Origin of the sequence: Staphylococcus saccharolyticus (assembly GCF_900458815.1) — a bacterium.
Taxonomy (GTDB): domain Bacteria; phylum Bacillota; class Bacilli; order Staphylococcales; family Staphylococcaceae; genus Staphylococcus; species Staphylococcus saccharolyticus.
On record NZ_UHDZ01000001.1, the window covers coordinates 2,026,026 to 2,051,828 of the forward strand.

At 31.4% G+C, this 25,803-nt stretch carries 21 protein-coding genes and 6 pseudogenes; 11 read left to right on the plus strand and 16 right to left on the minus strand.

The genetic code is table 11. The features are described 5' to 3' along the window. Positions 1-232: 232 nt before the first annotated feature. The 5 genes from DYE57_RS09925 to DYE57_RS09945 all read right to left on the minus strand — a co-directional run bounded on the left by DYE57_RS09925 (position 233) and on the right by DYE57_RS09945 (position 6,143). On the minus strand, positions 233-1,960 hold the full coding sequence (locus DYE57_RS09925) for an ABC transporter ATP-binding protein (protein WP_115313882.1): 1,728 nt from the start codon (positions 1,958-1,960) through the stop codon (positions 233-235). A gap of 519 nt (positions 1,961-2,479) precedes the next feature. Then, positions 2,480-2,878: a glycerol-3-phosphate cytidylyltransferase gene (tagD, locus tag DYE57_RS09930; protein WP_115313883.1), complete on the minus strand. Its 399-nt coding sequence runs from the start codon at positions 2,876-2,878 to the stop codon at positions 2,480-2,482. A gap of 121 nt (positions 2,879-2,999) precedes the next feature. After that, the gene (locus DYE57_RS09935; protein ID WP_115313884.1) at positions 3,000-4,064 is read right to left on the minus strand and encodes a glycosyltransferase family 2 protein; all 1,065 of its coding nucleotides are present in this window, start codon (positions 4,062-4,064) and stop codon (positions 3,000-3,002) included. Beyond that, on the minus strand, positions 4,061-5,152 hold the full coding sequence (tarB, locus tag DYE57_RS09940) for a teichoic acid glycerol-phosphate primase TarB (RefSeq protein WP_115313885.1): 1,092 nt from the start codon (positions 5,150-5,152) through the stop codon (positions 4,061-4,063). Before tarB ends, DYE57_RS09935 begins: the two co-directional genes overlap by 4 nt. 178 nt (positions 5,153-5,330) lie before the next feature. After that, positions 5,331-6,143, minus strand: a complete 813-nt coding sequence (locus DYE57_RS09945; RefSeq protein WP_115313886.1) for an ABC transporter permease — start codon at positions 6,141-6,143, stop codon at positions 5,331-5,333. A 316-nt stretch (positions 6,144-6,459) separates the two neighbouring features. Between DYE57_RS09945 and tagH the strand changes: the two genes are divergently transcribed. Beyond that, positions 6,460-7,254: a teichoic acids export ABC transporter ATP-binding subunit TagH gene (gene tagH / locus DYE57_RS09950; RefSeq protein ID WP_115313887.1), complete on the plus strand. Its 795-nt coding sequence runs from the start codon at positions 6,460-6,462 to the stop codon at positions 7,252-7,254. A gap of 168 nt (positions 7,255-7,422) precedes the next feature. Here tagH and tarA read toward each other — a convergent pair whose 3' ends face one another. Next, complete coding sequence (tarA, locus tag DYE57_RS09955) at positions 7,423-8,184, minus strand: N-acetylglucosaminyldiphosphoundecaprenol N-acetyl-beta-D-mannosaminyltransferase TarA (RefSeq protein ID WP_115313888.1); 762 nt, start codon at positions 8,182-8,184, stop codon at positions 7,423-7,425. A gap of 221 nt (positions 8,185-8,405) precedes the next feature. Between tarA and DYE57_RS09960 the strand changes: the two genes are divergently transcribed. Next, a complete protein-coding gene (locus DYE57_RS09960; RefSeq protein WP_115313889.1) occupies positions 8,406-9,152 on the plus strand; it encodes a M50 family metallopeptidase in 747 nt (248 codons plus the stop codon). Between the two features lie 55 nt (positions 9,153-9,207). On the opposite strand, the gene DYE57_RS09965 is transcribed toward DYE57_RS09960, so the two are convergent. Next, positions 9,208-9,852, minus strand: coding sequence for a metal-dependent transcriptional regulator (locus tag DYE57_RS09965; protein WP_115313890.1), 645 nt, complete (start codon positions 9,850-9,852; stop codon positions 9,208-9,210). Positions 9,853-9,973: 121 nt separating this feature from the next. On the opposite strand from DYE57_RS09965, the pseudogene DYE57_RS09970 reads away from it, so the two are divergent. The 3 pseudogenes from DYE57_RS09970 (at position 9,974) to mntC (ending at position 12,497) form a co-directional block, all read left to right on the plus strand. Further along, positions 9,974-10,733: pseudogene (locus DYE57_RS09970) on the plus strand (metal ABC transporter ATP-binding protein). Positions 10,734-10,787: 54 nt separating this feature from the next. Further along, positions 10,788-11,571: pseudogene (locus tag DYE57_RS09975) on the plus strand (metal ABC transporter permease). Then, a pseudogene (gene mntC, locus DYE57_RS09980) lies at positions 11,568-12,497 on the plus strand (manganese ABC transporter substrate-binding lipoprotein MntC). Before DYE57_RS09975 ends, mntC begins: the two co-directional pseudogenes overlap by 4 nt. Before the next feature lie 568 nt (positions 12,498-13,065). Here the strand turns inward: mntC and DYE57_RS09985 are convergent. The 9 genes and pseudogenes from DYE57_RS09985 to DYE57_RS10025 all read right to left on the minus strand — a co-directional run bounded on the left by DYE57_RS09985 (position 13,066) and on the right by DYE57_RS10025 (position 21,984). Then, a complete protein-coding gene (locus DYE57_RS09985; protein WP_115313891.1) occupies positions 13,066-15,105 on the minus strand; it encodes a cation:proton antiporter in 2,040 nt (679 codons plus the stop codon). 455 nt (positions 15,106-15,560) lie between these two features. Beyond that, positions 15,561-16,022 (minus strand): Na+/H+ antiporter Mnh2 subunit G, encoded by a 462-nt coding sequence (gene mnhG2, locus DYE57_RS09990; RefSeq protein WP_115313892.1) that lies wholly within the window; start codon positions 16,020-16,022, stop codon positions 15,561-15,563. After that, positions 15,997-16,299 (minus strand): Na+/H+ antiporter Mnh2 subunit F, encoded by a 303-nt coding sequence (gene mnhF2 / locus DYE57_RS09995; RefSeq protein ID WP_115313893.1) that lies wholly within the window; start codon positions 16,297-16,299, stop codon positions 15,997-15,999. Before mnhF2 ends, mnhG2 begins: the two co-directional genes overlap by 26 nt. Further along, positions 16,296-16,778, minus strand: a complete 483-nt coding sequence (mnhE2, locus tag DYE57_RS10000; protein WP_115313894.1) for a Na+/H+ antiporter Mnh2 subunit E — start codon at positions 16,776-16,778, stop codon at positions 16,296-16,298. The genes mnhF2 and mnhE2 overlap by 4 nt, the downstream gene beginning before the upstream one ends. Continuing rightward, positions 16,778-18,277, minus strand: coding sequence for a Na+/H+ antiporter Mnh2 subunit D (gene mnhD2 / locus DYE57_RS10005; protein WP_115313895.1), 1,500 nt, complete (start codon positions 18,275-18,277; stop codon positions 16,778-16,780). The genes mnhE2 and mnhD2 overlap by 1 nt, the downstream gene beginning before the upstream one ends. Further along, positions 18,267-18,611, minus strand: coding sequence for a Na+/H+ antiporter Mnh2 subunit C (gene mnhC2, locus DYE57_RS10010; RefSeq protein WP_115313896.1), 345 nt, complete (start codon positions 18,609-18,611; stop codon positions 18,267-18,269). The genes mnhD2 and mnhC2 overlap by 11 nt, the downstream gene beginning before the upstream one ends. Beyond that, positions 18,608-19,033, minus strand: coding sequence for a Na+/H+ antiporter Mnh2 subunit B (gene mnhB2 / locus DYE57_RS10015; protein ID WP_115313897.1), 426 nt, complete (start codon positions 19,031-19,033; stop codon positions 18,608-18,610). Before mnhB2 ends, mnhC2 begins: the two co-directional genes overlap by 4 nt. Further along, a pseudogene (locus DYE57_RS10020) lies at positions 19,020-21,396 on the minus strand (DUF4040 family protein). Before DYE57_RS10020 ends, mnhB2 begins: the two are co-directional and overlap by 14 nt. Before the next feature lie 30 nt (positions 21,397-21,426). Beyond that, complete coding sequence (locus tag DYE57_RS10025) at positions 21,427-21,984, minus strand: tyrosine-type recombinase/integrase (protein ID WP_115313898.1); 558 nt, start codon at positions 21,982-21,984, stop codon at positions 21,427-21,429. Between the two features lie 138 nt (positions 21,985-22,122). Here DYE57_RS10025 and sroA point away from each other — a divergent pair, with 138 nt between their 5' ends. The 6 genes and pseudogenes from sroA to sarA all read left to right on the plus strand — a co-directional run bounded on the left by sroA (position 22,123) and on the right by sarA (position 25,773). Then, positions 22,123-22,329 (plus strand): sigS mRNA-stabilizing protein SroA, encoded by a 207-nt coding sequence (gene sroA / locus DYE57_RS10030; RefSeq protein ID WP_115313899.1) that lies wholly within the window; start codon positions 22,123-22,125, stop codon positions 22,327-22,329. Between the two features lie 32 nt (positions 22,330-22,361). Next, positions 22,362-22,562: pseudogene (locus DYE57_RS10035) on the plus strand (DUF2922 domain-containing protein); the annotation flags it as partial. A gap of 192 nt (positions 22,563-22,754) precedes the next feature. After that, positions 22,755-23,686, plus strand: a pseudogene (locus tag DYE57_RS10040) (DMT family transporter). Positions 23,687-24,064: 378 nt separating this feature from the next. After that, positions 24,065-24,844, plus strand: coding sequence for an HlyD family secretion protein (locus tag DYE57_RS10045; protein ID WP_232619651.1), 780 nt, complete (start codon positions 24,065-24,067; stop codon positions 24,842-24,844). Further along, positions 24,832-24,987: a hypothetical protein gene (locus tag DYE57_RS12450; protein WP_232619650.1), complete on the plus strand. Its 156-nt coding sequence runs from the start codon at positions 24,832-24,834 to the stop codon at positions 24,985-24,987. Before DYE57_RS10045 ends, DYE57_RS12450 begins: the two co-directional genes overlap by 13 nt. A 411-nt stretch (positions 24,988-25,398) precedes the next feature. Then, entirely contained in the window at positions 25,399-25,773 is a 375-nt protein-coding gene (gene sarA / locus DYE57_RS10050) for a global transcriptional regulator SarA (RefSeq protein ID WP_115313900.1), read from the plus strand. Positions 25,774-25,803 lie beyond the last annotated feature (30 nt).

The following is a 25,803-nucleotide window of genomic DNA, read 5'->3' on the forward strand; positions in this document are numbered from 1 at the left end:
ATCTCCCCCTTAATTATGTATATATTGTTAAAGATGAATATTAATTTTCACAAAAAAATGAAAACGTTTATTTTCCGTACTATCTAAGTTTATATTCACAAAAAGTTCTTTTAAATCTTACAAAATTCATTATATCATGTGCAAAATTAGGTTAAAATGACATTTTTACAAAAGTTTAACAGTTAAAAACTAAAGCACGTTCCAAGCAAACATGTGGAACGTGCTTAATTATTTAGTCCGATAACTTTTGAGATGTGACAAAATGTTTATATTTATAATGTGATGCCATTAACTCGTGATGAGTCCCTTTACCAGTCACGCGTCCTTTATCAATAAATACAATTTGTCCCGCTTTTTTTATAGTAGACAGTCGGTGTGCAATAACAACTGTAGTTCTACCTTCCATCAACGTTTCAAGCGCTTCTTGTATCTTTAATTCACTTTCACTATCTAAATTTGCAGTAGCTTCATCTAATAATAGGATGTCTGGATTTTTGACGAAACTTCTAGCGATATCAATACGTTGGCGTTGACCACCTGATAATTTAAGTCCTCGTTCGCCAACCATTGTGTCATAACCTTCATCAAATTGCATAATAAAATCATGACAGTTTGCCAGTTTCGCATATTCGATTAATTCTTCATCTTTAACTTCTCTATTAATACCATATAAGATATTATCTCTAATCGTACCACTCATCATAGAGTTAGATTGCATGACATAACCTATTTTAGTACGCCATTTAGAAAGAGGAATATCGAAAATACTTTGATTGCCATATTTAATATCTCCACTTTCAATATCATACATACGTTCAATCAAATTAAAAATTGTACTTTTGCCTGAACCAGATGGCCCAACGAATGCACTTACCTCTCCTTGAGGAATACTAAATGTTACATCATCGAGAATTTTCTTAACATCATATTTAAAATTGACATTTTCAAATTTCAATTCGCCATCAATGACACAAACACCTTTAGATTCTGATAATGCTTCAGTTGGTTCAATAGGTTCTTGCATGATTTCATAAATACGACTACTTGCACCTACAGCTTTTTTATAGTCAGTAACTAACGTAGATAGGTTTATCAAAGGCATAGATAATTGAATAACATAGAAAATCATTGCAATTAACGTACCTGGAGTAATTGCACCCGTTCCAATCTCCAATGCACCAAAACCTAAAATAATAGCGATTGTTAAAAGCATGACTACTCCAGATATAGGTTGAACAATTGCCGAAATTTTAGCTTGTTTTAAGCCTAATTGATAAATCTTTTTTAAATTAATATGAGCATTATCTAACTCTAATCTCTCAGTATTTGAGACTTTAACAAGTCGCATTTCTGTAAGTACTCGACCCAGCAAACCACTAAAATTGGCAATTTCAGATTGCGTATGCGTTGAAATTCTTTGCATCACTCTCCCTAGTGGAATCATAATAAAAATAAATACTGGAATCGTAATAAAAGTAAGTAATGTCAATTTCCAATCCATAATAAATAACATCACTAATGAACCGATTAAAGTTAATACAGAAGGTAATAAATTGGGTAATTTTTGAGAAATAAATTCATTAATCACCTTTGTGTCATCAGTTAAACGACTCATTAATTGACCACTTTCGTTTTTATCAAAGAACGGCATCTTTAATTGGATGATGTGTTCCCATAATAACGAACGAATCGCGTAAATAATTTTCTCACCAATTTTACTTAACAAGTAAAGGCCTACACCACTTAGTAAAGCATTAACTAGAAAAATAGCACCAAATATCGCTATCATTCCCCAGTTAATGCTACTTACAGAAAACTTATCTACCAGACGTCCTGTAAAGAATGGCACTAATAATCCACTTAAACTTCCTAACGAAGTAATAATGACCGCTGCAATGATTAACCCATATGGCCAAGAAAGCCTCTTAAATAAGAAAAATAAAGGGTTTTGTTGTTTCATAGTTATACCTCGTCTTTAAATTCATATTTTGCATTTTTCCCAATCATAATACAAATCCATTTCAATCCCAATCAATAAAGTTCTTTACAATTTATTATATCAAACAAATCATTACACTATATCATTTGTAAAAATATTATACATATCTAATAAAGCAATTTTAAGTTGATTTACTTGTTTATTTTACCCATTATAACTATGATCTTCGTAGTTGATATTATAACATCTTTTGAGTAGTGTGACTAAGTTGAATTCATATTATTTTAAATTGATTTACCGCAATTCATTTTTTGACATAAAAAAATAGACATATCGCTATTGCAACTATGCCTCAAAAAGTAATATTTAAACATTAAGTTAGATTTCATTGACGAACAAGAAAATTAATTTGTGGAGAAAATACTGTTAAAAAACCTGTAACTAAATCGAATTAAACAATCCAGTTACAGGCTGTTATTCTAAGCCAGTTACAGGCTGTTATTCTAAGTTTCATATCTCAGGCTCTTATCAAATCGCTACTTATTTAGTATCTTTACCATACAATTCTTGTTTAATTTTTGTTGTTGAGATACCTTCTGTACGATTTAGATAAATTACTTCACATTGATCCTTAAGAAAATCGAATTCGCCTTCCCAATCATGTCCCATTACAAACACATCGACATCAAAGCGTTCAACATCTTTTTCCTTTTGCCCCCAACCTTCTTCTGGGATAACTAAATCAACATAGCGAATGGATTCTAACATCATTTTACGTTGTTCGTAATCATAATAAGACTTTTTATTTTTTATTTGGTTGAATTCATCTGTAGAAAGCGCCACGATAAGATAATCTCCCATCTCACGTGCTCTTCTAAGTAATTCAATATGACCATAATGCAATAAATCATATGTTCCATAAGTAATTACTCTTTTCATGAAACGCTATTCTCCTTAACTTAAAATTTAATAAAAATTTACATTCTTAATGTATCATAAATATCTAGCCCTTACCATTAATTCATGAATGCGTGTTAAAGTAAAAATTCAAATTATACAATTACTTATTTAATATACGCTTTAATGATTGCTTCCCAGAAAATGATGCTCGCTGAGGCATCACTAAAATTTTAAATCGGATAAATCCTGGTCTGCCAATCCCCACTTCACCTAACGCTTTTCTCCATTGATTATATAAATCTTTTGTCCAATGTGTCGCACTTTGTTCAACCGCTTTGACAATTCTAAACATAGCTTCACCAGAATAATGTGTATATTGCATCGCTCTAATGTAGTCAATCACACTATCCATTAACGATTGTGTGACACGACTATTTTTTATTAAGTGTGCTTGGATTAGATAGCTCACTATTAAGTTATCCATTCGATAACTGTAGTAAGTCTTTTCATCAATTAATAACAACTGCTCCATAACACGTTGGCGAACTTTTAGTGCATCACTCATATATGGTAAAAACGTGTCTGCGCGTTGAGCTGTAATAGACCCTTCTCTTTCATTGTATCCATAAACCATTTGGGGAATAAGCTTGATATCACGAGCTTTTGAAAATGCTTTTACGATAAACGTATGTTCTTCGCAAAAAACAACATCTTCATCAAAGCGACAGCCAGCATACTTGGCACTAAATAATTTGGCACCAGGTCCTATAGATTGTAGAATTTCAGGCTTACAATCAAGCGTAACTAACTCATTAGTAACAATAGATTTATGAGTTGGAATAACCTTCCATTCACCATTAATATCCCTAGCAATTTGACCTATTACAATATCTGTTTCAACATTTTGTTGAAAAGCTTCAACCATTAAATCAATTCTACTAGGTAAAAATTCATCATCCGCATCTAAAAACAAAAATGCTTCCACATCGTCAGACATCGCTTCTAATCCAACATTCCTACTACGCGCAGCTCCTTGATTATCTTGATGTATCACTTTGATATTTTTATGTTCTTTTTGAAGTTCTGTCAGCACATTTTTCGTATGATCTGTTGATCCATCATTTACACAAATAATTTCATAGTCTGACTTTGTGTCTACAGAAAGTACTGCGCGTTTGATTATTTGTTCAGCATTATATACTGGAATAATTACTGCTAACTTCATTGTTTCACCAACTTATTAATAAAATTGACTAACTGATTCAAACTTTCCTTAGTGTTATAGTGATGCCATGTACCAAATAAAACATGGAACTCAATGTCATTTTTAAGTGCTTCGATTAAACTTTCTTCGTTCTTAAATTTGTAATGATTAGGTATATCATAGTAGAAACGATTCAATCCTCTGACTTCTTCATATTGACGCTCATCATAATTATAGATGAGTGTAGGTTTATTAAGTAAACTCGCTTCAATAGGTAATGAGCTATAGTCACTAATAATAATGTCTGCCATAATCATTAGTGATGAAATATCAATATTCTGTGTATCACTTTGATGACCAATTGAAGGATGCAAATGACTGATTAACGTAAAGTCAGGAAGACATTGTTCAAACCTCTCTTTATTTAGCATGCGATTTGCTATTTCAGATTCTCTATAAGTAGGAACATATATCGCCAGTTTATCACGGATATGATATTGTTTTTTTAATCGACGCTGTTCTTCTTTAAGATTGATATTCAAATATTGAACCAGTCTAGGAAGACCAAACTTTAACATTTGATTTGGTTGTGCTTCAAATGATTGCTCAAAACACTGCGCCATTTCTTCGCCACCGATTAAATAATAATCTGTAGCACTATATACTTTTCTGTATTGCGAAACCATCGATTGATTATTTAAGTCTACTTGATGATCAGTGAGACCAAAATTCTTGAGTGCTCCAGCTGCATGCCACGTTTGAATGACACTTTGTCCTTTTTTCTTTTTAAAGCCACCCATCATTAAGTAATACGTATCTAAAATAACGACCTTGGCTGTACACAACGCTTTCATATGTTTCACAATATGTTTGTTTCCTGCTGGAATGAAAGACACACGATTTAAACTGTCAACAAGATATTGCTCTTGTGGTTTTCCAATGACTGTTACATTAAACCTTTCTTTATCAAGTGCTTTGATAATCGGTAACACGTCTTGTTTGAATGTCATCATCACAACGATATGCTGACGTTTAACCTTCAGGGGTTTCAGTATTATATTTAATAATGCAATGCTTAACATGTACATTTTTTTAATCAAAATTCTCATATATTCACCGTCTTTTATTACTCAATCGTATTACTTGATTATAAACGATTCCAACTCTCTTAGAAAACGAAAGCCAATAATTTTTTATCGTAAATAAGTCTGAGCATCTAAATTTTTTAAAAATATAAATAAAACCAACACCTTAATCCAAAATAGACCAAGGTGTTGGTATACAAGGTTATAAGAAATCAGCAAAGTGATCTCTATAACGTTTGTGTAATATTGAACCTAAAGTGAAGAATATAACAATAATACAGACGTTATATAGCATTAATTTCCAATGATCAATAAAATACCATTGGTGGAACAAAATAGCGGCACGATAAGATTCCGCAATAAAATATACAGGGTTGAACATCATAATCTTGTGAATGATACCGCTCACACCATGATCTTTTGGTACCCATAAAATCGGAGACATATAAAATAGGATTCGCATAATTGCCTGCATCATCATTTGAGTATCTCTAATAAGAATACCTAATGTAGATGTTAATAGCGCTACTGAGGACGTCAGTAAAAACGCAAAAGGAACATAAACAAATAGCTGCACGATATGAATAGAAGGAATAATGCCGTTACACATACATGCAACAATAATAATCACTAGTAACCCTAAATGCCCATAGAATTTACTAGTAACAATATATGTTGGAATAATCGAAAGCGGGAAATTCATTTTGGCCACATGATTAAATTTTTGTGAAATTGACTTAGTCCCTTCTAAAACACCTTGATTAATGAAAAACCACATACTAATACCTACGAGTAACCAAAACACAAATGGGATACCGTGTATAGGCTGATTGCTTCTAATCCCTAAACCAAAGACAAGCCAATATACCATAATTTGCAATGCAGGGTTTAAAACTTCCCATGCAATACCAAGATAGTTATTATGATTTGAAATTTTGATTTGAAATTGTGCTAGTCTTTGAATTAAATAGAAACTTTTAATATGTTCTTTGAATACTGTTCCAACTGCGAACATGAACCTAACCACTCTTTCTCCTGTAATAGATTATAATCTATTATGAACCTTTAATAATTTATCTATATTGTTTAATTTTGTCGAAATTAATAAAAAATTGTTTATCACAAACTCATTATATTATACAATCAACTCAGTTAAAAATTGTAACGATAATTCTGTGACGTTTATAACCTTGAAAATATAAGCGTCTCACTTATTTTGCACTTTACTTTTTAACAAAATCTTCTATCCACTTTACACTAGGTTAATAAATTTAACAACTGATGTGTTGTATATTATAATCTATATAAATGTATATAAGGAAGGTACAATGATGAGCGTTTCGGTAAATATTGAAAATTTAACTAAAGAATACCGTATTTATAGAAATAATAAAGATCGAATCAAAGATGCATTAATTCCTAAAAATAAAAACAAAACTTTCTACGCTCTTGATAATGTGTCTCTAACTGCACATGAAGGTGACGTTATCGGATTAGTTGGAATCAATGGCTCAGGTAAGTCTACACTAAGCAACATGATAGGTGGATCTATATCACCGACATCCGGAGAAATTGAAAGACATGGCGATGTAAGTGTAATCGCTATTAACGCTGGATTGAATGGACAATTAACAGGTGTGGAAAACATTGAATTTAAGATGCTATGCATGGGATTCAAACGTAAAGAAATTAAAAAGTTGATGCCACAAATTATTGAATTTAGCGAATTAGGAGAATTTATTTATCAGCCAGTAAAGAAATATTCAAGTGGTATGCGAGCTAAATTAGGTTTTTCTATTAATGTGACTGTCAATCCAGATATTTTAGTTATTGATGAGGCATTATCTGTAGGTGACCAAACTTTTACTCAAAAATGTCTAGATAAAATTTATGAATTTAAAGAAGCTAAAAAGACGATTTTCTTTGTGAGTCATAATATTAGACAAGTAAAAGAATTTTGTACAAAAATTGCTTGGATTGAAGGTGGGAAACTCAAAGAATTTGGTGATCTAGAAGTCGTCTTACCTAAGTATGAAGAATTCTTAAAGGGCTTTAAAAAGAAATCTAAAACTGAACAAAAAGTCTTTAGAAACAAATTAGACGAATCACGTTTTGTAATTAAATAATCTGGCATATTACCGAACTGTCGACATTGTCGACAGTTTTTTACTTACTTTAAAGATAATAGTAAAATTAATCACCGATTATATGATAATAAATTTCAATAGACTAAAGTTTCTCTCTTTACAATAGAAAGCGAGAGATGTCTGCCTGAACTACCTCTCGCTCTTGTCTTATTTTAAAGTTTTATTTTTTCTTTTTTGCTTAGCTACTTTTATCATAAATTTAGGAATACTAGCCATTCTACCAATGCGCTTCCAATCAATGAGCACTCGATATAACCACTCGATATTTAACTTTTGAAATAATTTGGGCGCTCGTTTCTTAGAACCACTGAGTACCTCAAATGAACCTCCGACACCCATCATCAACGTTTGTTGAAACTTATCACTATGTTTTGCAATCCATTGTTCTTGTTTAGGAAATCCCATACCTACAAAGATATAATCAGGATTAAAAGTTGTCATGCGTTTAATAACCGTTTCATCCTTTAAATTAATGTATCCATGATGATGAGCAAAAGTAATATTTGGGTATTTTAATTGCAACTTGCGTTCAGCCACTTCTATGATTTCATTTTTAGATCCAAGCAAGTAAACACGTTGTTGTTTATCATGGGCGATTTTTAAACTTGCTTCTAACAATTCTATTCCTGGCACACGTCTTCTTAATGGTTTTTGTAGACGTTTAGACGCCTTTACGATACCAGTACCATCAGCTACTACATAATCTGCCTTATTTATTAATTTTCTATATGAACGATGTTCAGTAGCATAGTCTACTATTTCTGGATTAGCAGTAACTATAAATAAATTTTTATCCGTTTTTGTTGAGAAGAATAACTTTATATTCTCTACCAGTTCTAGGATCGTTGTATTGTTAAAATTGACTCCCAAAATATTGACTTTGCTGTTATTAAATTGCTTATTATTCATCTTTTAAGCCCCACTTCGTTACGCATGTTAATTTATATTTATAAACATTATAAAATTTAATGTCACCCTTAAAAATGTAAGATTTATTCTACCACATTAAAATTTAAACAAAAATTGATTTTACAATAATTTACATCTAAAGTCTAAAAGAAATCCTCATGACTTTCGTATATAATTGTTTTTAAGCAAAATATTACGTCTAAGTTAATCGAGGTTAAACAATGACATATTTAGAAAACTTTTTTACTACCGACATCAATTTGAATGTTTTTCTTATTTTTTTGATTGGTCTTATTTATATTATTATTCATCAAAATAGACATAAAGGAATCAATTCACTTTTAGATGTTTATTTAAATTATATTCCCGTTCTCACTCATGAATTCGGACATGTCCTATTCAATCGTATCACCGGAGGGCGAGCAAAAGATCTTGTGATTGTTACGAATCCCACTGAAAGACAAAGCACGCTACAACAAGGCTACGCTATCACTCAATCTAGGGGATACTTAGGACAATTCATTACTACAATTGGTGGCTATCTCATGCCACCAATTATGTTTTTAATTGGTTTAGTGGCAGCTCACTATCAACATCCAAGTGTTTTCTTAACAGCTTATTTAGCAATCTTTGTTTACTTTCTAGTGATCACATCTCGCAAATTATCACCAATCATCGTCATCATTTTAATCACTGGATTTCTTTATTTTTTAATTCAACATAATCATCAACTTATGGTTTATAACATCGTAGCTTTCAGTTATCATTTCGTTTTAGGTGTTCTTCTAGGTGAAATCTTACAGTCATCATGGACGATATTTAACCTTACATTTCAACGACCTAAACCTACTTGGGATGGTAGTGCACTTACTGATATCACTAAAATACCTACATTTGTATTTAGTATATTATGGATTTCTTTTAATTTCTATACGTTATACTTGCTCATCAAATATACGATATTATAAAAACTTAAGCGCTTAATGAAACTGTTAATACAATCATTAAACGCTTAAGCTTTTATTATTTTTCTGCAAATATATTCATTGCATTTTCATAACTTAAAATAGTGACAATATCATTTCTCTTGAGAATAATCACTTTATTTGTATCATCTTTAGATACAACTTCTACTTCATTGCCGATATAAATATCTTTACTTGATAAATAAATAAGCAATTCTGTCTTGTCTCGAACGCGTCGTACAATCACATGATCACCAGGCTCAAAATCAAGTATAGACGTCGTAAAAAGTTCTTTGTAATGATGATCTCTAGGAATCACGCCACCATGTGGACATGTCCTAGGATAATTTAGAATTTTATCTAAACGTTCAACAAATAAATCGGAAATACGATGTTCGAGTATTTCTGCCTCTTGATGAACCTCTTCCCAATTATATTGTAAAATTTCTATTAAAAATAACTCCAACAAGCGGTGTCGTTTAATGATATCTAATGTTTGATTTAAACCTTCTTCAGTCAAACGTGCACCTTTATAGTGTTTTGTTTCTACATAACCTTCTTTTTCTAAGCGACCAATCATTTCACTGACGGAGGGTGGCTTAATATTCAAAAATTGAGATAGTTGCTTGTTTGATACAAAGGATACATCGCCATCATTGGTCAGAATTGCTTTCAAGTAATCCTCTTTTTCTTCTGTTAACATCATTTCACCTCACACGCATTCACCTTATTGTATCATGAATTTACTTGACATGTTAAAACTTCAACGTTTATCATAAAATAAATTAGGTTAACCTAAACTTTTTGTTAGGAGGTTTTAATTATTGCTCAAAGTTAATCACTTAAATTTGTTTTTAGGGAGAAAGCATGTTCTTAAAGACATTACTTTCTCATTACCTATAAGTGGTGAAATTATTGGTATTGTGGGACCTAACCGAGCAGGAAAGTCATCACTACTAAAGGCATTTATCGGGGAATTTAAAGCAACAGGAGAACAGACTTTATATGATCGGCCTATACATACATACTCAACTCAGATATATTACCTACATTCCACAAAAGGCACATATCGATTTAGATTTTCCTAATTAAAGTAGGTCAAGTGATATTATCTGGTTGCTACCAGGATATTAGATGGTTCAAAAGACCTGAAATGGTTAAAAAGGCAAAACTCAATCAATTACTTAAAGACCTAGAACTTAATGATTTACGTCATAGGCAAATTGCTGAATTGAGTGGTGGACAATTGCAACGTGTACTAGTCGCTAGAGCACTTATGAGTAACAGTGATATTTATTGCTTTATTGCTTTGATGAACCATTTGTTGGGATTGATATCTATAGTGAAAAACTCATTATGAATAAAATTAAACATTTAAAACATTTGGGAAAATTAATTTTAATCGTACATCACGATTTATCAAAAGCTGATCAATATTTTGATCGTATACTATTGCTCAATCAATCTTTACAATTTCTTTGGCCAACAAAAGAAGCATTAACATCTAAACGTCTAAATGCAACATTCATGAATTACACAGATGATTCATTGTTAAATTCATCATCTCAAGGGAGTGCAAGTTAAATGTTAGAATTTTTTAATCATTTATTGAGTTACCAATTTTTAAATCGAGCTTGAATCACTTCAATCTTAGTAGGTGTGGTTTGCGGCACAATGGGAAGTATCATCGTGTTACGTGGACTATCTTTAATGGGAGATGCTATGAGCCACGCTGTTCTACCGGGAGTCGCTTTATCATTCCTCTTCAACATTCCAATGTTTATCGGAGCTCTAATCACAGGTATGCTTGCCAGCTTATTCATTGGTTTTATTACTTCTAATAGTAAAACTAAACCTGATGCTGCTATAGGCATTAGTTTTACTGCATTCTTAGCATCAGGGGTCATTATTATTAGTCTAATTATATAGTACAACTGATTTATACCATATTTTATTTGGTAATTTATTGGCAATTACTCATCAGTCTTTTTGGACAACTATCATAATTAGTTCACTGGTCATTCTACTTATTATTATTTTCTATAGACCATTAATGATATCAACTTTTGATTCAACATTTAGTCGTATGAGTGGTCTCAATACAACACTCATTCATTATTTCGTTATGTTATTACTATCACTTGTCACTGTGGCTAGTATTTAAACGGTCGGCATCATTCTTGTAGTAGCATTACTTATCACTCCTGCTTCAACTGCTTTCTTAATCAGTAAACAACTCTATACCATGATGATTATAGCAGGCATTATCAGTGTGATAAGTTCTATCGTTGGTCTGTATTTCAGTTATATTTACAATATTCCAAGTGGCGCAACTATCGTCATTTGTACGTTCATTATTTATGTTATGACGCTAGCAATCACTAGAATTAAAAACAAACAAAAAAGGAGCGCTTTAACGTGAAAAAATTTTTCGCTTTGGCATTGGCATTTTTAATCATTCTCGCAGCATGTGGAAATCAAAATCATCAAGGACATCATTCTCATGAGGGAAAATTAAAAGTTGTGACAACAAACTCTATTCTTTATGACATGGTTAAACATGTTGACGAAGATAAGGTTGACGTCCATAGTATTGTTCCGATCGGTCAAGACCCACACGAATATGAAGTAAAGCCTAAAGACATTAAAGCTTTAACAGATGCTGATGTCATTTTTTACAATGGGTTAAATCTTGAAACGGGTAACGGTTAGTTTGAAAAAGCTCTTGATCAAGCTGATAAATCTACAAAAGATAAGAATGTTATCGCTACTTCTAAAGATGTGAAGCCAATCTACTTAAATGGTGAAGAAGATAATAAAAATAAACAAGACCCTCATGCATGGTTAAGTTTAGATAACGGAATTAAATATGTAAAAACCATTCAAGATGCATTAAAATAACTTGATAAGAATCATCAGTCTATATACGATAAACATGGTAAATCTTATTTAGCTGAGCTTGAAAAACTTAATAAAGAAAGTAAAAACAAATTTGATGATATTCCTAAAAACCAACGAGCCATGATGACAAGTGAAGGTGCATTTAAATATTTTGCACAACAATTCGACGTTAAACCAGGGTATATTTGGGAGATTAATACAGAAAAACAAGGAACGTCAGGTCAAATGAAACAAGCAATAAAATTTGTCAAAGATAATCATTTAAAACATCTATTAGTCGAAACAAGTGTTGATAAAAAGGCAATGCAAAGTTTATCAGAAGAAACAAATAAAGATATTTATGGCGAAGTCTTTACGGATTCAATTGGTAAAGAAGGAACTAAAGGAGAGTATTACTACAAAATGATGAAATCAAATATTGATACGATTCACGGTAGTATGAAATAACACTTGGAACGGGTCCTTACTTTGAACCAGAGATTTTATATAAAAAATCTCTGGTCGGCCATAATATAACTAGTAGTCCCATATCGTGTGTTTTTATATTACCCTCCTATAATATAATCTACATCTTTTACACACGATATGGTGGTATTAGTTAGCTGTGCATTATCATAATTAAACTTAAGCCCCACCCTCTCCGTAAATGGTGTTTTAATTAATGAATATGCACACATTCATTACTATATTTCCGAGCGATAAATCATAGTAATGGACTATCAGCGGATACTACTTTCACAGGTTACATAACTTCCGTAAGTAGTATTTCAAGTTCTATTCAATTTTTGAGTAGAACTCCACAAATAATGACTCAGTTATCTCCATGGTCTCCATTATCCTCCCCATGGAGACGTTAGTTGCACTAATCATGTTGATATTAGTGCAACTTTTTTTATATAAAAACTGCCGACAAAGTAATACTTTATCGACAGTCTCAATATCTTAATATAAACGTCTATGTTATATTAAATTTTTTGTAACCTATTATTAAATAAGTCAGAAATGAATATTTTACTTATGTCATGCTATCCACAATAACCATTTCATCGTAGTTAATGGATTCTCTTAATTTCAGCGCAGTACCTTCTGTGATTTCATCATTTTCAATGAGTTCACGTAAAATACGTCGCTGTTCTCTTAAAGCATTCAACTTAATTTTAGTGAGTGTATCTTCATGTCTTGAATTAAAGAAGTTATTGGGTGTCAGGTTATCAATTCTCATAAGATAACCGTCACAAATCATACCAACTTCTAATTTATTATCAGTAGTAGCTTCTTTAGCTAAACGACTCACAACGTTATAATGTACAAGTTTGTTAATTTTACCTAGTTCTAACAAGTTGTCAGTGACACTAAGAGATGAAGCTGAATTAATTTTCGTTTTAACACGGCGTTTTAATAACATTCCTCTTAAACCGACAATGATTCTTCGTAATAGTGATGCTTGTTTATAAACTTCCGTACGTTCAGCATAACGCATATAATTCTCAAGTACACTATCTGTGATTTCACCTTCATCGACCAACTTTTCTAACGTTTTCGTTTCAACATTGAAAGCAATCTTTTGAAGTCTTTCTAGCTCTTTAGAATTTTCGTCTTCCTTTTCCACAGTTTTTAAAAATGTAAGCTTATCATGGTAATCTTTTATAACATTTCCATAACGATAACTTGTTTCAAATGTGGATTTTTGATTCAAGTAATCAATAACATGTTCTAAAATGTAAATTCTTGCCTCTTTGAAAGACATATTTCCTGTTTTAACTTTAGGACTATCCGGTGTAACCATAGGAAGAATGACTTGTGCAATAACCAAGCTTAAAATGACCATTCCTGAAGCAATAAATAGCAAATCATTACGATATGCAAAAGCATGTTGATTCGCTAAGACATATGGCAACGTTAAAGCGATAGCTAACGAAATGGTACCGTGAACACCACATAAAGTCATGATTAAAGCATATAAGCTACGCTTAGGTTTCTTTTCGGTAACCTTTTCTTCATCATCCTTAGAAATCATTTTTTGGAATGGACTGACAGATAAATAAAAATAAGGATAAAGTACGTAAACCCACACAAATCTAAATAGGTAGACTGCAAGTGCTACAAGCAGAGTGATAACAATTAAAAATAATAAATTGTGTGGTTCTGTTTTAATAATCTTGACAATAACTTCTGGTACTAAAAAACCTAAAATTGAGAATACAAAACCATTTAATACATATCCTAAAATACTCCATGTATGGTTATAACTCATTTGAAGTTGCGTACGTGTTTGAGCAATACGCTCTCTCTCGAATCCGTGAACAAGACCTGCTACAACTGCTGCAATGATTCCTGAGGCATGGAAAAGCTCTGCAATCAAGTATGTTACAAACGGTGTCAACAGCTGAATAAACGTAAACATGTTAATATTTTCTATGCCACGTCTCATCAGCGTCAAACGGAATCTAACAAGTGCCATACCTATAAGAAGTCCAACAATCGCTCCCCCGATAGAAGCAATCAAAAATTGTTGAATTGCATCAAAGATAGAAAATGTTCCAGTAACAAGTACACCCACTGCGATTTTAAATGAAATGATACCCGCGGCGTCATTAAGTAATGACTCACCTTCAAGAATGGTCATTGATCCTTTAGGTAAAACTTTCCCCTTTGTAATTGCTTGTACTGCTACTGCATCAGTAGGACAAAGGATAGCTGCAACTGCAAAGGCAGCACCTATTGGTAGTTCAGACCAAATCCAATGAATAAATAATCCCACACCAATAACAGTAGTAATGACTAAGCCTAGCGCCATCATCATAACGGGTTTAATATACTTTCTTAAATGTACTCTTGAGACATTGACGCCTTCGACAAATAATAATGGGGCTATCAGTGTAACCATAAATAATTCGGAATCAAAGTTAAACTCAACTGGGATTGGAGTGAGGTATAAAATCATCCCAAGAACAATTTGGATAAATGCAAAAGGTACTTTAGATATGAAAGTATGTACAAAGGAGCTTACGATAACTACTGTGACAAATATAAGTAGAGTTTCAAATATCTCCACACTTTCACCTCTTTATTAATTTTTAATTGTAAATTAAGTAATAAAAATTATTTAAAAATCGTTGCATATTTGAAATTGCAACATTGAGGGAGTAGTTAAGAAAATATCAAATATTTAGACTATTTTCCTTAACGATAATCAATGATGAATGATGAGGTTATTTATTTTGATTTAAAAACTCAATTATGTGTTCATTTCAGTGAAATCAAACATGAACATTTTACTCTTAAATATGATTGTCAACGCCTCTTGAGGTAAGAAAATGTTTATGTGTAATCTCATTGAATAAATACTTTACTACTTAAATTTACAATTTTTCTTGTTTACAATTTTATCACTTATCGTAATGTTTCTTAAATAAATCGCACTCAAATCTTCAATAATCCGACTTTAGTCGTAAAAAACCATTAACGTTATGATAACTTTATTAAAACGTTAATGGTTATTGTAATAAATTAATCTTCTAATTTATTGTTTTCATGTTCTTTATAGTATAATTTTTCTCTGGCTTGTTCGCGTAACTTAGCTCTAGATTTTAATTCTTCTGGAGAATTAAATTCTTTTTGGCTTAATAGAATTGTAGATTGTCTTGGAACATCATCTTTCCTATACATGTATGCACCATTACGATAAGCCGCACGTGCAACTAAGTGCATACCTACTGGTGAAGTAAGATTAATAAACACCAATGATAAAAGTAATCTCACACTAAAGAATCCAGTGTTAACAGTAAAGTACACTAAAACTCCAATCATTGTGAGTAATACTGATAAAGTGGAACTTTTTGTTGAAGCATGACTTCGCAAAAAGACATCTTGGAATTTCACAATACCTATCGCACTAATCAATGCAATGACACTTCCTAAGAAAATAAGAATTGCTGACATTAAACTAACGATTTCTTTTGTTATTTGCATTGAAAACATGGCCTCCCCCGATAAATCTAGATATAGATACGGAACTAACGAAAGAAATAATCGCAATTAACATGATTGAATCCAAGAATGATACAGTATTAAATACGACACTCATCATCCCAACCATCGACATGACAACAGCACTTGTGGCATCAAATGACACGACTCTATCCGCAGTCGTGGGACCTTTAATTAATCTGAATAGGCACACGAGAAGTGCAATACCAAAAAGTATTAATGCACTAATTATAAAGAATTGGGTTACTGCAACAATCATCGTGTCACCTCCAATATTAAATCTTCATATTGTTTAATATTCTTCAGTAAGTTTTGCTTATCTTTATCTGAAACATCAATACTGTGAATAAAGAATTTATTCGTATCTTTAGATATCCTTATAACTGTAGACCCTGGTGTAATAATAATTAAAATAGTTAAAAACGTAATAGCCCAGTTACTCTTCAAGGAGGTCTCATATGTTAGCAAACCAGGATTCATATCCTTTGTTCTAAACAAAATGTAGTTAATCGTACTGATACTCGATGTGATAAGTTGATATAAATAAACTGCTAAGAATTTAATTGCTACCCAGATTTTTTTCAAATAAAATTCTTCACCAAAAAACCAATGTAAAATATAAATTACAATTAATCCAATTAAAAATCCTGCAAAGAAAGTTGTAAATTTAAATTCGTCTTCATCTTGGAAGAGAACCCATAAAAACGCAATAACAATATTTAAAACAACTTGCTTCATTAATGATCAACCTCCTTTAAGTGAGGGCTCACATTTTCTTGAAAAACATGTTCTTTCATATTAAGTTCTGTAGCATTATCTGTCACTTTTAGCACAACTGGTGCAGCAATTCCCATCGCAAAAACTACAACAACTAAAATGCCTAGAAGCCCTTTCCGGTGACTAGGTAACTTATTGAATTTGACTTGTTCACCATCTGCATCACCGAAATACATAATGAACATCACTCTAAATAAACTGTACATTGCAATTAAACTTGTTACTATCATCAAGGCAAGACCTATATAATTACCATTTCTAATGGCACCTTGGAAGATAAGCACCTTACCTGGGAAACCACTAAATGGAGGTATCCCACCTATCGCAAAAATCATGACAATAAACGCAACACCAAAGAATGGCTCTTTCTTAGCAAGACCACTTAAATATTGATAATTGCGATAACCTGACATATATACAAGACTACCTACAATAAAGAACAGTAGTGTCTTAACGATAATGTCATTTGATAAATAGAATATGGCACCATCCACTCCCGAAAATGTATTGGAGCCTAAACCAAAAATAATAAATCCTATAGATAATATCACTTGATAAGCTACAATTTTTTTAATGTCTTTGTAAGCGATAACCCCAAATGCACCAATAATCATTGTGAGGCATGCCATAAACACGAGTAATGTATGAGTCACATTCGTATGTTGATCAAATAATAGCGTAAAAAATCGAATCATTGCATACGCACCGACTTTAGTCATTAACGCTGCAAAAAGTGCTGCAAGTTCAGTATTTAACACTGCATACGCTTTCGGTAACCACATAAAGATTACCAATGCTGCTTTAGAACTAAAGGCTACCAAGAATACTAAAGAAATAAGAGTAATAGTTTGATTATTTTCCATATGATTCAAACGCATAGCTAAATGTGAAAAGTTTAATGTGCCTACCGTTTTATACAACATCCCAATACCTAATAAGAACAACCATGATCCTATAATATTCAGAACCACGTATATAATCGCAGCACGTAATTGTTCAACTGATTGGCCCAAAGTCACAAGCACAAATGATGCAAGTAGTATTATTTCAAACATGACATAGAGATTAAATAAATCTGATGTTAAAAAGGATCCAATCACACCAACTGTAAGTAATAAAATAAATGTTGGTAAATGGAAACGATTGACACGTTTCTCTCCTCTACCAAAGCCATACGCCATAATAAGGGTAACTACAAAAGACGAAACAGTTACCATAAGTAGACTAAGTGAATCACCTAAAAATTGAATTCCATAAGGTGCCTTCCATCCACCAAAATTTAATGTTATCGGTTTATGATTCATCACATATATGAGTAATGCTAGTGAAATTAGTGTCGTCATTATCATCGTTGTAATAGATAAAATTTTGAAAATTTGATTTTTGTTTTTTGTAAAAACAAGGATTAAAGCGCATATGAATGGAAGAAGCATAGGTAATATTAATAAATTACTCGTCATCTTCTTCACCTCTCAATGCACCTATTTCATCTTCTTTTGTTACTCGATAGGTTCTATAAATCAACACAAGCAAGAATGCAGTCATACCAAACCCTATAACAATGGCTGTGAGTACAATTGCTTGTAACAAAGGGTCAACAAAATGATTAGTATGACCTTGAATTAATGGTTCAGACATATGAGGACCATATTTTCCCATACTCATAATAAATAAATTACCAGCATGAGTATAAATAGAAATACCAATAACAATGCGAATTAAGTTAACTGATAAAATCATATACGTTCCTATAAATACCAAGAATCCTATTACAAGCATCAAGATTAAATTCATGATTTACCACCACTTATAGATAGCATTACTGTTACAATCACTCCTACAACTGTGAGTAATATACCTAGTTCAAATAATGTAACAGTTGTTACATGCACATGTCCCAATAGAGGGAATGATACATTTGCTTCTGTTTGATATAAAAATGGCTTTCCAAAAAACATAGGAACGACAGCCGTAGCAATAGAAATAAAAGATCCTATAATCATTAATTTTTTAAAATCAATCGGTAAACTCATCAATACTTCATTCACATCAAAAGCAAGGAACATTAAGATAAATGCTGAACTGAAAATTAAACCGCCTATAAATCCACCACCAGGGTTATTATGCCCGGCGAAGAAAACATAAAATCCAAATGTTAAAAGAATGAACACAACAATTTTTGTAACGGATTTCAGTACTACGTCATTCTCTTTCATCTTGTCCCCTCCTATCTTTATAATTAAGTAACGTATAAATACCTAATCCTGCAATAATTAACACTAAACCTTCAAATAGTGTATCTAGCGCTCTAAAGTCACCTAAAATCGCATTAACTATATTTTTCCCACCTGTTAATCGATAAGCATCCTCATAAAACTTCGCAATAGATGGCATGTCGTCTGCTTGTTGCGCTATAAAAATAAGAGATACTACTGTGGAAGCCATAATCAATGACACAATAATTTTGAACGCTTCTTTTTTTAAATTTACTTTAGCTCTTGGAATATTTGGTAATCTCGAAAAACTAACAATAAATAAAATTGTTGTAATTGTTTCAACAACTAGCTGAGTTAGAGCTAAGTCTGGAGCTTTCATTGCAATAAAATACAATGTTACAGCAAAGCCGATAATACCATTAAGTACAACCATTGTTAAACGTTGGCGAATAAATATAAGTGAAATACCAATAATTAACGTTACAATAGATAAGATAACTTCTAGAGCACCAAAAGGTGACACATGTAATTCATGTACGTACGGAAAACCAGCTAATACATAACCATAAACAACAATACCAACAAAAATGAGTAATGTAATCATAATATATGTATTCAGTTTGTTACTCATTAAACTACGAATACTTCGCCCTGAATATGAGTCAAACTCTCTATATACTCGTCGATAAGCTTTAGTAATGGAGGCTGTCTTAATAAGTTGATGTGTTAAATCTTTCCAATTAACAGTTAATGCCAGTATAAGTCCACCAATTATAACAACGATACTTAAAATTAATGGGAGATTGACACCATGCCACTGTGAAATATGAGGCGCAATAGCATCAATTTTCATTCCAATTCCTGATACCGATCTTAAAGCTGGTAAAATGATATTGTTTCCAAAAACATTTGGAATAACGAATATTACTGGAATAAGTATCATTAAAATAATTGCTGGTAAACTAAATAACCACGGCTCATGAATTTGTTTTCTTTTAAACTTTTCTATATTATATTCTCCCCAAAATGCTTCTTTAATCATGTAAAGCGCATAAGTAAAGGTAAATATACTTGCAATCACACCTATAGTAACGATAACAATCGTTAACGTTAAACTAAATTGGTCAAGTTCAACTGCTTTGACAAGTGAATCTAAAAACATTTCTTTACTAAGAAAACCATTTAAAAACGGAACACCGGCCATTGATAATGCACTTAATAGCATAACAATATACATTTTTGGAAAGACTTTATGCATACCACTTAATAGACGTATGTCTCGTGTACTTGATTCGTAGTCAATAATACCCACTCCCATAAATAAGGCACATTTAAAAATGGCATGATTCATTAAATGAAATAATCCAGCAAATAATACTAAAGCATAAAACTCTGACGCACCATCAGACGTATGTTGAGCATATCCTCCACCAACACCAACCATAGACATAATCATGCCAAGTTGACTAATAGTAGAATAAGCTAATATCCCTTTTAAATCATATTGTCTAAGTGCAGTTAATGAACCAAAAAGCATTGTAGCAAGACCAACAAAAGTGACGATATAAATATAAATGTCACTTAATCCTAATAACGGCGTGAATCTAAAGAGTAAGAAGATTCCTGCTTTGACCATCGTAGCTGAGTGAAGATATGCGCTCACAGGCGTTGGTGCTACCATCGCTTTTGGCAACCAGATATGAAATGGAAATTGTGCAGATTTAGTAAATGCACCAAGTAGTAGCATGATGATCATAGGAATGAATAGCGGGTGCTGTTCAATAGTATGACGTTGCTCAAGAATGTCAGAAATCGTGTTAGTCCCAGTAATGATGTATAGCATAATAAAACCAGTTAATAATGCTAAACCACCAAACACAGTTATCATAAATGATTGAATAGCGCCTAATTGACTTTCTCCATTGTTATACCAATATGAAATAAGTAAAAAAGATGTACATTAGGATTGTATTATTTGAAATGACAATTCCAATCATACTAAACATAAATAGCAGTAAATAAACGAAGAATCTAGGTAAATTATCTGTGCTAGCTAATAGATATTGTGTGGCATAGAAAAAGACACCCACACCTATAAGCGAAATAATCAATGAGAGCATTAAGCTAAGTCCGTCTAATTTCAAATCTAAATTAATATCAATGGATGACATCCACGGTAAATGTACTGTTGTAAATTTATGGTGAATAACATTGGATATTTGAAAAATAAAATAAATGGATGAAAGAATGGGTGCAAGTAAAGCAAGATAGCCAGCAGCCTTATTTAATTTTCGATGACTCATTGATAGTAATGTTAAGCACATGATGACTATCATAACACCTAGAAGATACACCAAGCTCATTAAACCCCTCCTTTTATAATAAATCATCACTTATAAATCTAATGCAATGATAGTATGATGTTTTAATTGATTCGTAAGTCCAATAAACTTCTTTGTTTCTTGAATCGTTTGATGTCCAAGGTATTTTTGAATGATTGAAATAGATATACCCGATTGAAAAGCATGATAAGCAAATGTTTTTCTTAAAGTAGTAAGTCCAACATGCTGAAGGTCCAAACGTTCTGCAGCATGATGAACTATTCTATAAGCTTGTTGTCTGGAAAGACATTGATGTGTCCTCGTTGACCGAAAGATAAGATCTTCATCCTCTAATCGAAGCTCTTCTATATAGCCTTTCATCTCTTGTTGTAAATCATCAGGTATTTTAACTTTTATTGTTGATTCATATTCTACAATCCACGACGTTCTTATATTCCCCTTTTTCTGACTTTTTAATTGTTTTACAGTCATATTTAACAAATCTGTCAGTCTAATTCCAGTATGTATAGCAAATTTAAAAAATAAATAGTCTCTAACAGAGCGTTCTTTTAACACTTGGTACAGTCGATAAATATCTATTTTACTTTTAATGGGTTCTACGTGATTCATACGTCCTCCTAATTTACGTTTCTTATTTAATGATAAATGATGTTTAAGTTACATCAAAAAATTTGCTTTAAAAATTTAATGATTAGTATCCCTTTTTTTATTCTCAAACGATATATAAAGTGAAAGGAGGTTATTACTATGAATGAAGTAAATCAAGTGACTGTCATCTTTACTCAAGTTGAGCACAACTCTGAAGGTAAAGCAGTTGAACACAAGCGTCGTTTTACAAATTTAAATCCAGTCCTGACTCATGATCAAATTAGAACTTTTCGTTCAATTATCGAACGTATCACTGGTGAAAACTATGACAAAGTAGAAGTTGTTAAAACAGAATCATTAATTTAAGGAGGGCCAGTAAGATGCCTAAAACGTTATAACTGATATTTAAATCTAATTTAGACAAACCTGTTAAGTTACAACTACCTCAATTCAATGCAATTATAGCCGAGCAGTTAGTTAAAGAAAGTATAAATCAAATATTAGAATTAGATATTTTGAAATCACATGTGGGTAAGCCAATAAAAGCATATGCCGCTCAAGTGATTGATAGGAACACAACCGTTATTTTTGAAGATAAAAAACAATACATTAAATTTAATTTAAAGATAATAAATAAAGCATCATTAATGACTTATAGATAAAGGGTCATTGATGATGCTTTTTGTAGTTAAAGAAGACAGATACATTCATTTTAAATTAACAAGACTTGCTTAATAGGCCATTTGGCATGGTATCATAATATTATTAATTTAAGAAAGTTGGTACTATTAATGATATTTCTTTATTTATTAGGGATTTTTGTAGGCATGTTGCTCCCTATTCAAACATCAATCAATTCCAGATTGAGCCAATATACACGTTCATCATTTTATGCTTCAACAATATCATTTGCTGTGGGTACCGCTTGTTTATCCATTCTTTACCTTATCATTAACCCACGTGTCTTTACGCCAACATTTTTTTCAGAGCAAACATTCAATTACACTTGGTTTTTTGGTGGGTTACTTGGCGTCATATTTTTAACAGGAAACCTACTATTATTACCAAGATTAGGCGCTGCATTAACAGTTGTTATTACTGTTACAGGTCAAATAATTATGAGAGTAATCATTGATACATTCGGCTTATTAGGTGCACAACAACAGTCCTTTACTTTCTTGAAAGCCATCGGTATTCTCCTTTTAGTCATTGGTATTATACTTATGAATTATGTACGCAGAAATCCGATTGAAAAAGGAAAAAATTCGAAAATTTTAATATGGCTCATCATCGGATTTATTTTTGGCTCAGCTCCACCTATACAAACGACTATCAATAGTGCACTTGCTAAGCAAACTCAATCATCCATTTTTGCTTCGCTCGTTTCATTTACAATAGGGACAATCGCTTTATTCATTATTACTCTAATATTTAATCGTAGCTTTAGACTTTTACACGCACCCATCCAACATTAGGAACAATTAAATCCTTTTACTTTATTGGTGGTATACTCGGAATGGCATTTGTAACTTCAAATATTATTTTAATGCCATTCTTAGGCGCTGCATTAACCACTATCGTTACAATGTTAGGTCAAATGCTTATGGGAATCATCATTGTTCATTTCGGATTACTAGGTTCCCCTAAAAATAAAATAACCATCCGTAAAATCGGTGGTTTAATATGTATTGCGATTGGTATTATTCTATTACGTTTATTTTAAGATACACAACTTTTAATCGAGTAAGACAAAATTCATATTGAATTCGCTGTCCCACACCTTAATGTAACCCCAACTTGCTTTGTCTGTTGAATTTCCAGATGAAATTCTCTTTGTTGGGGGGCCAGACTATAGTTGAAAAAGCTTGATATCAATGCATTTTCAATTCAGGTATCGTCTGTCAATACGTAAAAATTACCTGAGACATTGATTGATGTCTCAGGATTTTTGTTTTTTACAGTAAAAATCAACGAATTTTTAAATAAATGAAACCTATAGAAGTTTCAAAAAGATAAATTACTCTCCGTCAAAACTATATCTATTTATTAATAAATAATTATTGTATAATATTTTTACTACAACATTATGAGGTGAACATTTATGAATAAAAAGCGTCTTATCACTTATATACTAATTGTGGTTTTTATATTAACTACATCAACTTTTAGTTATCTGACCTATCTAAAAATTAAGTCTGATAATGATGATGTAACGACATTGAAAACAATTCGTACTAAACCTAAAATTCTTTTATCAGCAACAGGTATTCAAGCACCTATTAATAGCTATACATTTTATTACAATCCCTCTTTTGGACAACTTAACCGAATATTAGTAAAAAACAATGATAAAGTCTCTATTAAAAAACCCATTATAGAATATTATAATTTTGAAAAAGAAAACAGAATCACTAACACAAAAAACGCACTTAATTATCTTTCTTTCAATAAAAGTTCTACATCGCACTCTCAACTCAATTCATATTTATTACGCTCAAACCTTCAATTTCAAATGATTCAAGATCAATCTTCTATAAAATCTACGCTAGTTTCTCCTATAAATGGACGTATTTCAATTCTTAATGCCTATCCTTCTAAAGCTAACGATAAAATAGTGCAAATTGATAGCGATGAACGTGTTATTCATGCTAATATATCAGAATCTGATGTGAGTTTATTAAAAATTAATCAAAATATATCAGTAACTTCTAGTGACCATACTCAATTTATTAGAAAAATTAAAGAAATTACAACTATTCCAAATAAAATTAAAAATGGAATTTCATATTATTGGGAACCCACTTTAAAATCACTCTATTATCTAATGATATCGAGATACCTGAAACAGCAGTCATTCAACATCAATATGTGTTTGTTATAAAAAATGGGAAAATTAGAAAAAGAGAAATTTCTTATAAAAAAAGTTCAAAAGGTGGGTATATTATTGTTAATAAAGGTTTATCTATTGATGAACAGGTGGTCAAAGCACCTTCTTCTAAAATGATTAAATTATACATCAATTAGAAATATCTAAAATTTTCAAAAGTATTGTTTTTCAGCATTTTTTATTAAATTAAGGAAAATTAGAAATATTTCTGATATTTTTGAATAAGTCAAATGCTAATTTGCTAATTCAATGTTAAAGTTTAAAGAATAATTAGTTTTATAAACACTTATTTGTTTACTTCTTATTTTTATTTAGTTATAATTAACTAAATAATATAGCATTAAATATATTCTTTAAAATTTATTTAATACTAAACTATGACAGACACTTTCGTATCTTTTCAACAAAATAGATACAAAATAAATAAATTCGGGTAGAGTATCCATGTAAGTCTTATCTCTTCAACATAAAAGATTGTACAATTACACCTTAGACTTATGTTATTTAGCGTCTTAAATGGATACGATATAAATAGGGAGGTTTCAATAATGGCTATTTCAAAAATTAATGATTGCTTCGAATTATTAGCTATGGTCACTTATGCTGACAGATTAAAAAGTATTATTAAAAAGGAATTCTCAATTAGCTTTGAAGAATTTGCAGTATTAACTTATATTAGTGAAAATAAAGAGGATGAATATTATCTTAAAGATATTATTAACCACTTAAACTATAAACAACCACAAGTTGTTAAAGCTGTTAAAAATCTTTCTCAAGAAGATTACTTTAACAAAAAACGTAACGAACACGATGAAAGAACTGTTTTAATTTTAGTAAATGCTAAACAACGTAAGAAAATAGACGAATTACTTAAACGCGTTAACAAACGCATTAAAGAAGCTAACGACGAAAACGAAGTATAAAAAATAAGAAGTAAGATAGTAGCTCTGATT

What these genes read in the sequence shown, in the direction of transcription:
- DYE57_RS09925 (WP_115313882.1), bottom strand. Translation starts at nt 1,960, where the DNA reads ATGAAACAACAAAACCCTTTATTTTTCTTATTTAAGAGGCTTTCTTGG.
- tagD (WP_115313883.1), bottom strand. Translation starts at nt 2,878, where the DNA reads ATGAAAAGAGTAATTACTTATGGAACATATGATTTATTGCATTATGGT.
- DYE57_RS09935 (WP_115313884.1), bottom strand. Translation starts at nt 4,064, where the DNA reads ATGAAGTTAGCAGTAATTATTCCAGTATATAATGCTGAACAAATAATC.
- tarB (WP_115313885.1), bottom strand. Translation starts at nt 5,152, where the DNA reads ATGAGAATTTTGATTAAAAAAATGTACATGTTAAGCATTGCATTATTA.
- DYE57_RS09945 (WP_115313886.1), bottom strand. Translation starts at nt 6,143, where the DNA reads ATGTTCGCAGTTGGAACAGTATTCAAAGAACATATTAAAAGTTTCTAT.
- tagH (WP_115313887.1), top strand. Translation starts at nt 6,460, where the DNA reads ATGAGCGTTTCGGTAAATATTGAAAATTTAACTAAAGAATACCGTATT.
- tarA (WP_115313888.1), bottom strand. Translation starts at nt 8,184, where the DNA reads ATGAATAATAAGCAATTTAATAACAGCAAAGTCAATATTTTGGGAGTC.
- DYE57_RS09960 (WP_115313889.1), top strand. Translation starts at nt 8,406, where the DNA reads ATGACATATTTAGAAAACTTTTTTACTACCGACATCAATTTGAATGTT.
- DYE57_RS09965 (WP_115313890.1), bottom strand. Translation starts at nt 9,852, where the DNA reads ATGTTAACAGAAGAAAAAGAGGATTACTTGAAAGCAATTCTGACCAAT.
- mnhG2 (WP_115313892.1), bottom strand. Translation starts at nt 16,022, where the DNA reads ATGCAAATAACAAAAGAAATCGTTAGTTTAATGTCAGCAATTCTTATT.
- mnhF2 (WP_115313893.1), bottom strand. Translation starts at nt 16,299, where the DNA reads ATGATTGTTGCAGTAACCCAATTCTTTATAATTAGTGCATTAATACTT.
- mnhE2 (WP_115313894.1), bottom strand. Translation starts at nt 16,778, where the DNA reads ATGAAGCAAGTTGTTTTAAATATTGTTATTGCGTTTTTATGGGTTCTC.
- mnhD2 (WP_115313895.1), bottom strand. Translation starts at nt 18,277, where the DNA reads ATGACGAGTAATTTATTAATATTACCTATGCTTCTTCCATTCATATGC.
- mnhC2 (WP_115313896.1), bottom strand. Translation starts at nt 18,611, where the DNA reads ATGAATTTAATCTTGATGCTTGTAATAGGATTCTTGGTATTTATAGGA.
- mnhB2 (WP_115313897.1), bottom strand. Translation starts at nt 19,033, where the DNA reads ATGAAAGAGAATGACGTAGTACTGAAATCCGTTACAAAAATTGTTGTG.
- DYE57_RS10025 (WP_115313898.1), bottom strand. Translation starts at nt 21,984, where the DNA reads ATGAATCACGTAGAACCCATTAAAAGTAAAATAGATATTTATCGACTG.
- sroA (WP_115313899.1), top strand. Translation starts at nt 22,123, where the DNA reads ATGAATGAAGTAAATCAAGTGACTGTCATCTTTACTCAAGTTGAGCAC.
- DYE57_RS10045 (WP_232619651.1), top strand. Translation starts at nt 24,065, where the DNA reads ATGAATAAAAAGCGTCTTATCACTTATATACTAATTGTGGTTTTTATA.
- sarA (WP_115313900.1), top strand. Translation starts at nt 25,399, where the DNA reads ATGGCTATTTCAAAAATTAATGATTGCTTCGAATTATTAGCTATGGTC.